General features: G+C 49.4%; 8 protein-coding genes. 6 read left to right on the top strand and 2 right to left on the bottom strand.

Annotated elements, in window-relative coordinates:
• Window positions 1–5 precede the first annotated feature (5 nt).
• Window positions 6–407 carry a septum formation initiator family protein gene (locus KOO63_00890; protein MBU8920390.1) on the bottom strand — a complete coding sequence of 134 codons (402 nt, stop codon included), beginning with the start codon at window positions 405–407 and terminating at the stop codon, window positions 6–8.
• A gap of 28 nt (window positions 408–435) precedes the next feature.
• A complete protein-coding gene (gene eno / locus KOO63_00885; protein MBU8920389.1) occupies window positions 436–1728 on the bottom strand; it encodes a phosphopyruvate hydratase in 1293 nt (430 codons plus the stop codon).
• A 289-nt stretch (window positions 1729–2017) separates the two neighbouring features.
• Here eno and KOO63_00880 point away from each other — a divergent pair, with 289 nt between their 5' ends.
• The 6 genes from KOO63_00880 (at window position 2018) to KOO63_00855 (ending at window position 8795) form a co-directional block, all read left to right on the top strand.
• Window positions 2018–2623, top strand: coding sequence for a sigma-70 family RNA polymerase sigma factor (locus tag KOO63_00880; protein MBU8920388.1), 606 nt, complete (start codon window positions 2018–2020; stop codon window positions 2621–2623).
• 15 nt (window positions 2624–2638) lie between these two features.
• Window positions 2639–3724: a DUF4097 domain-containing protein gene (locus KOO63_00875; protein ID MBU8920387.1), complete on the top strand. Its 1086-nt coding sequence runs from the start codon at window positions 2639–2641 to the stop codon at window positions 3722–3724.
• A gap of 6 nt (window positions 3725–3730) precedes the next feature.
• The gene (locus tag KOO63_00870) at window positions 3731–4378 is read left to right on the top strand and encodes a zf-HC2 domain-containing protein (GenBank protein ID MBU8920386.1); all 648 of its coding nucleotides are present in this window, start codon (window positions 3731–3733) and stop codon (window positions 4376–4378) included.
• Window positions 4362–5699: a hypothetical protein gene (locus tag KOO63_00865; GenBank protein MBU8920385.1), complete on the top strand. Its 1338-nt coding sequence runs from the start codon at window positions 4362–4364 to the stop codon at window positions 5697–5699. Before KOO63_00870 ends, KOO63_00865 begins: the two co-directional genes overlap by 17 nt.
• A gap of 90 nt (window positions 5700–5789) precedes the next feature.
• Window positions 5790–7301, top strand: a complete 1512-nt coding sequence (locus tag KOO63_00860) for a BamA/TamA family outer membrane protein (protein MBU8920384.1) — start codon at window positions 5790–5792, stop codon at window positions 7299–7301.
• 420 nt (window positions 7302–7721) lie between these two features.
• On the top strand, window positions 7722–8795 hold the full coding sequence (locus KOO63_00855; protein MBU8920383.1) for a hypothetical protein: 1074 nt from the start codon (window positions 7722–7724) through the stop codon (window positions 8793–8795).
• The last annotated feature ends 52 nt before the right edge of the window (window positions 8796–8847 follow it).

Below are 8847 nucleotides of genomic sequence, written 5' to 3'. Positions count from 1 at the left end.
GTATATTATCTGTACATATCCGTTCTGTCAAGGGAAGTCGGCAAGAAAGTCGTACTTTCTTTGTCTGAAGGCAAAGTTATGATCCTGTAGACCCTGTCGCCAGGTCTCAGATACCCGAACTTTTCCCGGGCTACCTTCTCGATCGCGAAAGGGTCGGATTCGAGCTGACCGATTTTTGTCCTCAGGTAGAATGTCTCCGTCTGGAGCCTCATTACGTCCTGCTCGACCGATTCGAGATCCTTCTGGGCTCGCCAGAGGTTCCATAGCCCTACATCTCCGGCAAGGAATACTGCCGCTATGACAACGACCAGCGCCAGGATTATATATCTTGTGAACCTCGGGTTCACTTCGATATTCTTTCTCTTGACTCTCAGGTACCTGTTTCCCTGTCCCCAAAGACTTTTCATCTTTTCCTCCGGTAGAAGGCCGTGTTTTCTACCTGTTTTCAGCAGAGACGTTAATCGCGTCAATGCCGGGGAAGATCGCTATCTCACCTAGTTCTTCCTCTATTCTCATCAATTCATTGTATTTCGCGATCCTGTCAGTCCTGGACAACGATCCGGTCTTTATCTGTCCTGCATTGACTGCTACTGCCACGTGAGCAATCGTCACATCCTCGCTTTCGCCTGACCGGTGAGAGATCACCGAAGTAAACCCGGCTTTTTTCGCCATCTCGATAGCGTCAAGGGTCTCTGTAAGTGTCCCGATCTGGTTAAGTTTGATAAGGATCGAATTGGCGGATCCCTCCTTGATTCCTCTTGCCAGCCGCTGTGTATTCGTGACGAAGATATCGTCGCCGACTATCTGGATCTTTCCACCCAGGCTTGAGTTCAATCTCTTCCATCCTTCCCAGTCGTCCTCTCCGAGGCCATCCTCGATAGAGACCACAGGGAACTCACCAACGATCTTTTCGTAGAATCCGATCAGCTCATCGGCGGACATTATCTTTCCTTCTGCGTCCAGATGGTACCCGTCGTCTTTCATGAATTCGCTGGCGGCAGCGTCAATGGCGAGAGCTATATCCTCTCCGGGCTTGAACCCGGCCTTCTCGATCGCAGCCAGGATAAGTTCAAATCCTTCACGGTTCGAACTCAGATTGGGCGCGAACCCACCCTCATCGCCTACCGATGTAGCGTATCCTTTTTTCGAAAGTATCTTCTTGAGTGAGTGAAAGGTCTCGGCGCCGAAGCGCACAGCTTCTCTTATCGAGCCGGCGCCTATCGGTACGATCATAAATTCCTGTATATCTACGTTATTATCAGCATGTTTACCACCGTTAAGGACATTCATCATCGGTACGGGCAGGACTTTAGCGTTTGTGCCCCCGATATATTCATAAAGCGAGACGCCGAGCTCGTCGGCCGCCGCCTTGGCAACCGCAAGGGATACTCCAAGAATGGCATTGGCGCCAAGCTTGCCCTTGTTTGGTGTACCATCCAGCTGGCAGAGGACCTTGTCTATATAGACCTGATCCAGTGCGTCGAGTTCCAGGACCTCGGGAGCTATGATCTCGTTGACGTTTTCTACAGCTTTCAGAACGCCCTTTCCTCCGTATCTGGCGGGGTCGCCGTCACGGAGTTCTACTGCCTCATGCTCACCTGTGGAAGCACCGGAAGGCACTATCACGCTGCCGTAAGCTCCTCCTTCGAGCCATGCTTCGACCTCGACAGTCGGATTCCCGCGGGAATCGATCACTTCCCTCGCGAAAATGGATTCTATTCCAGTCATTGCTTCCTCCTGATCTAACTTCATTGACAACAGGCGATAAGGCTGAGGCCAGCCTCGGGTCCGAGTCTAGGTTTCAGCCTGCCACCTGTCAAGACAAAATAAAATCATCCGGAACTATTTCTTCGGCTTTATCCATTGTGTTCTTAAGCTATTACAAGATTCGTCTTTTATCTTTTTCCTTAAGCTGCTATCTTTTTCCGCGGTTAACAAGAATATGAAAAAATCGTCTGATTATAGTTTCAGGAAACGAAACATTTTCAGCATGGTCCTCGTATCAGAGGTGTAAGAGTTGAAGAAAGAAGATGCGAATCTTGTCGAACGTTGCCTGAAAGGAGATGAGAAAGCCTTTGAAGAACTACTGGTCAAATATCGTGGGCCGGTTTTCAGCATATGCATGCGTATGGTCAAGAACCCTATGGATGCGGAAGACCTGGCGCAGGACGTCTTCATCAGGACTTTCAACGTACTCGACAGATACAACCCTTCGTATCCTTTTTCGAGCTGGCTTTACAGGATCACGTCGAATCTGTGCATCGATTTTATCCGAAGGAGAAAAAGCGGTGTGGTTTCTCTCGACGAGCCTGTATCCGGTTCGGATGGTGAAATGTCCCGTCAGATCCCGGCTGACACAATCGATCCCGACAGGGAAATGGAAAACAGGGAGATGATGGAAGTGCTTGAACAGGCTATAGCGGATCTTCCGGAGCATTACAGGATCATTGTGATCCTGCGGCACCAGGAGCAATTGTCCTACGAGGAGATATCGGATAATCTCGGAATTCCTCTGGGCACAGTCAAGGCGAGGATCCACAGAGCCAGGAATATGATCAAGGAGATATTCACCAGCAAGGGGATGTTCGATGACATCGGCCCTGCGAAGGGGACTCTTTCGTAACGGAAGGCGACTATTATGACGAAACGAATCAGTATGACGATCCTGGCAGTTACGGCGGCAGTACTGATCGCAGGGAGTCCGGGGACTTACGCTTCAAGTGAGTTCGAAGAGTTGTCGACCAGTGATATTTCGATAGAAGGTCAGACAAAGCTGATCATAGAGGGGATAAATGGCAGGTTATCGGTCATAGGAGAGAAGAGGGACGATATTCTGTTGAAGGTCGTAAAGAAAGGTCTCGCTGATGACAGGGAAGAAGCAGACGAGATGCTCTCTCTGATGGAGGTCAGGGTCACCAGGACAGCGGAGACTATCAGGCTCGAAGCTGTCTACCCAAAGAAATTCAGGACAAAGAAAAATATTATTTCCTTCGTGATCAGCAGGGCCCCCAGGATGAGTATGGAGATCACTCTGTTGATGCCCGAAGGAATGAAACTCGGTGCCTCGATGGCCAGTGGCGTCGTCAATGTGAACAGCCTTATATCCGGAGCGGATATAAGTGTGGCGAGCGGGGAATTGAATGTCAGGGATATCAGGGGCTGCATCAAAGCGGCTCTGTCCTCGGGCGCGATGGAAGTAATAAATGTGGACGGGACAGTGGTCCTTTCCAGCGCAAGTGGAACGATCAAGGCTCGGGAGATCTCGGGTGACATGGAGGCCTCCATAGCTTCCGGCAGGATGGAACTGTCCGAGCTTGGAGGAGGGTTGAAGTGTTCCATAGAATATGGCAGTATCACTGTTGACGGAGTCGGTGATGTGAATTTTCATGGTATCGCCGCCGAATCGAGTTTCACTGGAGTGAGAGGGGCAGTCGATGCCTCCACGGCCAGTGGGGCAGCAGATTTCAGGGTAATTCCAGTAGGTGACGCGAACTATTCCATAATCGCATCCAGCGGTGATATATCGCTGATATTTATTACCAGGATGGAAAGTGGATATGTTCTCAAGGCTGGTACGACTTCAGGTGAGATATCCATAGACCTGCCCATCGATGTAAAGAAAGTGGGAAGGAACAGTATCACTGGTGTAGTACGAGAAGGTAAGTCAAAAGTATTTCTTGAGACTGCCAGTGGTGATATTATTGTGGAAGAATCAGAGGAGTAGAGACAGATGGATTGCCATCTTTTTAAAATGTTGATTCAGCGTTACCACGATGGGGAACTTGATCGTGCCGGTATGGCTGAATACGAAGAGCACCGCCGGAGCTGTCATCAGTGCGAAAGTCTTGATACAGCTTTCGCCGGGATTTTTTCTGTGCTCGAAGATATGGAAGTGATGGAGCCGGATTCCGACTTTAATATGAGGGTGATGGCCAGAGTCGATGTCTCAAGGTATAAGGTAAGGGCGGCCCGAAAAGTTTTTCTTTCGGTAAGAAGTTTCTGGAGAGGCCTGCCCGTACCACTGCAGGCGACAGGGATAATCTCTTCGATCTTTGTATTGTTTACCGCCATATACACGCCTTTTCTTCTTATGATGATGTCTGCAGGAAAGAAACTGCTGGGTATGACAGAATCGGGCCTCTACATGATAGGGCGGTTTTTTGATGATCCACAGAGGATCTTGAACTATATAAGTTCCATGGAAAAATATAGAGTTGCGGGAAAGATACTTGTCAAGACAATACAGAGGCAGGTGGATGGTATCCCCCTGACGTATTTCGCCATGATGGCGATATCGGCAATTGTGATCCTGTATGTCGTTTTCAGGACCGCTCAGGGATTCTGGAAAAAAGGAGAGACGCATGTCAGCATTTTTTAACGCGGTTGCAGGCAAGACGATAACTATGATGTGCATGATCATCGTCCTCGGTGCAGGGCGCATCGAGCGGACTTTTGAGAGTATTTCCTCCATACAGGGAGGCACTATTGTCGTGGCGGTGGATACTGAAGGATCTGAATCAGAAGAAAGCAGTGCAGACGCGAAAAAAGACAGTGTCTCAGTAACTGACAAGGATTCTACCACTGTAGTCAAGAGCAAGACCGGCAGGATCAAATACAGAGACAGGAAACCAGGCGACAGGGACAAACCGGTAAAGATCTCGATCTCTGACCGCGGTGTCCGTGTAGGGTCAGAGGATGGAGAGGAAGTTTACTTTCAGCTCAATACCGAGGAATTGTCGGAGAATATCGAGGATGCTCTGGGGGATGTCGATATCGATCTGGGCGATCTGGGTGATATTTTCGGTCTGGCTGGTGCTGATGACAGGGAATTCAGGACGGTCCATAACAATCAGGTCGTCAGGTTCGGCAAAATAATCATAATTGACAAAGATGAACTTGTCAGGGGCGATGTAGTGTCTTTTTTCGGTGACGTGAAAATAGATGGAAAGGTGACAGGAGACGTAGTGTCGATCATGGGCAGTATCGACATCGGACCTTCGGCGATCATCAATGGAGAAGTGGTCTCCGTTCTTGGAAGCCTTACAGAAGACGATCACGCCAGAGTGAGGGGGCAGACTGTAGTTATCGGCGATTCTCCGCAGATCATCGGTCTACCGTTCCACACAGACTTCGGTGGAGGGGTGTTCCGGCTTGTCAGTAAGCTGATCAGCTTTGTAGTGGGGACTTTGTTACTTCTGCTGATCATATATTTCCTTCCTGACAGGATAAGGAAGTCTTCTGACTTCGTATTCGGATCGTTTTTCAAATCTCTCGGTGTAGGACTGCTTGCCCTCACCTTTGGAAGCATAGTCGTTGCTATCGTCGCGGTCATCCTGAGTATTACTATTATCGGTATTCCCGTAGCGATACTTCTTGGACTTTCCTTCGGCGCCATGATAATCATGGGATATTTTGTCAGCGCCATGGCTACAGGCAGGATTTTAGCAAAGAAGGTCGGAGTAGAGAGTGACTCCCTGTTCGTGCAGGGTGTGCTGGGACTGTTTGTGTTGAGTTTTCTCGGCATACTTTCCAGCATGATGTGGATCGGACCTGTTGTCTTTGCATCCGCGCTGGTGAGACTCCTGGGTGGATTCGTAACGCTGGTCGCGGTATTTACAGGAACCGGATCCTTCATCCTTTCGAAGGCCGGACTCCTTGACAACAAGTCGCTGCCCGAATTCCCGGATGAAGCTGAGTAGAACACGGATAGTACTTGTCCGTGGGACGGGTCCTTATTATCTTAAAGGGTAAATCATATCCTGATAATCAAGGATCCGGAGTCTGCACGTTTGAATCACTTCAGAATCCCTATTGTAATATCGGCGATGGCCATAGCTGCCCTGGTTCTTCCTGGTTCATTCTCCACATCGGTCTATGGTGAGGAAAAAGTTTCAGCGACAGACAATACTCCGGCGTTTTCCAAAGATACGGATAGCGATGCAGGAGTGACTGCCCGGGAGCCATCCGCTCTCGAGTCCCTTGCCCGGAAGTTCGGGTTCAGATCGAAGAAGGCGGTAGACTGTACTCCTGTCCCCTCCAGAGATGAGATATGCAGGAGAGTGCAGTCTATGAAGGGTTGCATTATCGATACGATCCTTGTCACGGGCAACAAATGCACGAACAGGATCACGATCATCCGCGAGATGGCTACTACACAGGGCGAAGAGCTTAACGAAGCTCTAATATACAGAGATGATACATATCTCAGGGGGCTTGGATTCTTTTCTTCAGTGAATATCACGGCCGAACATACTGAAGATGGTGAATGCAGGGTCATCGTGCATGTCGATGAACGCCCCGGACTGTTTATGAAATATCCCTGGCCTGTAATAGATTATGATCTGGACAGTGGCATCAGGTACGGGTTCCGATGGAGGATCAGGAATTTCAGGGGAGCAGGAGAGAATCTTCTTTTGTCGTTCAAGGAAAAACACGAAAAAGAACGGGGGGGAGGTATCTCGTGGTCAGCGCCATGGGTCGGTGAATTCCGTCTGAGACTCAATATAAATGCTTTCTCATATTTTCGTATCGAAAAGCCAGAGGAAGATGACTTCATCAAGGAGAGCAACGGGGCGATGGTGTCTGTCGGCCTGCCTCTCACAAAGAGTCTTATCCATCAGTGGTGGTTTATACCTGAGATCATGATAGAGGAAAGGCTCTCCAGACTGACCCTTCCCGGAAACCTCACGGACCCGGGCGGAGTCTTTTTCCGCCAGTCATATCTCGCCTATGGTTTCAGCCTTCTATATGACAGCCGCGATAACGTCATAGCGCCTATGGACGGGATCTATTCGTTCATCAATATGAAACATTATGATACGATCCACGGGCATAAACAGCATTACACACTTTATAATTTCATTATGAATCTCTACCAGCCTGTCGGCAGAGCCGGTTCGATCATTGCCAGTCTGAGTGCAGTAGACAGGGAAGGCGAATTACCTTCGTTCTTCAGGATGAGGCTGGGAGGAAAGAACGATCTGAGGGGGTTTCACAGCGATTTGATCAGCGGCCTGTACAAGGTTACGGCGACAATGCAACTTAGAAAGAAAATATACGGTCCGATAGTGTGGAACATACCTCTTGTCGGGAGATTCGATCTCACGGTCAATGGTGTCGCATTTGTAGATCATGGGACTCTCGTCGAGGATTTCGGATTTCTGCCTGACGGCAAGTTTTACAGGTCGGCTGGTTTCGGTTTTGAGGTCCTGTCGCCCATCCAGAATATGATAAGGATCGAAGCAGCTTTCGCCGAGGATAATAGACCTGACTTCTATATCACGTCCCATCGGAGATTCTAGAGAACGGACCGTTCCCGGTCATTGATTGCGGATATTTCCCCAACCATGGGTATAGTCAGTCAACTTGTGTATTAACAACATGATATGCGATTATTCTGCTTCAGTAAGCTCCAGAATATGGGGCATTTCCCCCTTAGAGGCGAATACTTTCGGGGGGCGTTATGATGATGATTCCTCCCCATGAAAATATATGAACGTGCTTCAGCCTCTGATGCCAGCGCCTGTTTTCCGGGCTCAAGAATAATACTGACAATGAGTTGCAAATCTTTGTCGATATCTTTCGCATCCTGCCAGAGAACGCCAGCACGACCCCAGGGTGATTGATCCTGTCACATTTCTCGTTCAGGGAACATCAGTTGCAGTCGTAAACAGGACTGGCTGTGGAGTTTCTGCTGCCATCGGTTTGTTACAGGATGTAATATGTTTGTAATAAAGAAGATAGACATATCAATGATGATTATTTCCATTTTGGTGATAATCATGTCCGGTACAGCCACTGCGGAAATTCCCCAGACCTTCTATCCGGGGAACGGGATAAAGGCTGTACTTTACGGGCCCTCATATGTAATGGAAACGATGACTTGCAGGGATGAATGTGGCCGCCTGATGATGGTCCTTCCCGATGGTTCAAGCTATATCCTGGTAGAGGATATCTATGATCCCGTCATCGTGAACAAGGGGGATGGTTCGTTCCATCCTGCGGCTATGGATGATATAGTCTCCGCCCTGGCCGAGATCGATGTGGATGGAGTGATGGTGGATCTGGAACTTGAGATCTTCATTCTGCCGCTGCCTCGAAGGTTCGTGCCGGGAAGTTCGGCACTTGGCAACAGGATATTTATATCACCGGGTGTCTATGATGTCTCAAGGGAGCTGACCGCCTATACGCTCACTCACGAAGTGGGGCATTGCGTCCACAACCTGTTCATCCCCGGTTCGGAAAGCAGGGAATGGCTTGATTATCTAATGATAAGGGATCTGCTGGATGGAGAATCGGAAGATGTTCTGATGGCGCACATGTACTCGCCGGAAGAGATATTCGCTGAGGATTTCAGATATCTGTTCGGTGGAGAGGCTGCCAACTACTCTGGAACGATAGAGAACCCCTATATCGACCTGCCAGATCAAGTTCCGGATCTTGAGACCTTTTTAGTCACTCTGATCGCTCCGGTAATCGCTTCGGTGGATTCAGATGCTACGCCGGGGGGCACGATCCTTTCGGCCATGAACTATCCGAACCCTTTCAATCCTGTCACTACGATAAGAGCTCAGCTCGACCCATCGGTGAGCATGCATGAGATCGAAATAAACGTCTATGGGGTCGACGGCAGCCTTATCAGGAGACTTTTTTCGGGGATGGTTTCGGGAGGCGAGTTCAGTGTCCGGTGGGACGGCAGGACGGACAGAGGGGCGATGGTCCCCAGCGGAGCCTACCTGTACGCTATAAAATCCGGGACGGAGCTGAGAACGGGTAAGATGATCATGATGAGGTGATATGGATCCGGCTGGTGTCAACCGTTATTTAGTAAACGAGAGGAGGGCAGTT

The organism is Candidatus Latescibacterota bacterium (assembly GCA_019038625.1).
In the GTDB taxonomy this organism is placed as follows: domain Bacteria; phylum Krumholzibacteriota; class Krumholzibacteriia; order Krumholzibacteriales; family Krumholzibacteriaceae; genus JAGLYV01.
This window is presented reverse-complemented; position numbering and strand designations above follow the sequence as displayed.

Excerpts from the sequence above, each read along its gene's own strand:
- KOO63_00890 (MBU8920390.1), bottom strand. The coding sequence starts at position 407 with ATGAAAAGTCTTTGGGGACAGGGAAACAGGTACCTGAGAGTCAAGAGA.
- eno (MBU8920389.1), bottom strand. The coding sequence starts at position 1,728 with ATGACTGGAATAGAATCCATTTTCGCGAGGGAAGTGATCGATTCCCGC.
- KOO63_00875 (MBU8920387.1), top strand. The coding sequence starts at position 2,639 with ATGACGAAACGAATCAGTATGACGATCCTGGCAGTTACGGCGGCAGTA.
- KOO63_00870 (MBU8920386.1), top strand. The coding sequence starts at position 3,731 with ATGGATTGCCATCTTTTTAAAATGTTGATTCAGCGTTACCACGATGGG.
- KOO63_00865 (MBU8920385.1), top strand. The coding sequence starts at position 4,362 with ATGTCAGCATTTTTTAACGCGGTTGCAGGCAAGACGATAACTATGATG.
- KOO63_00855 (MBU8920383.1), top strand. The coding sequence starts at position 7,722 with ATGTTTGTAATAAAGAAGATAGACATATCAATGATGATTATTTCCATT.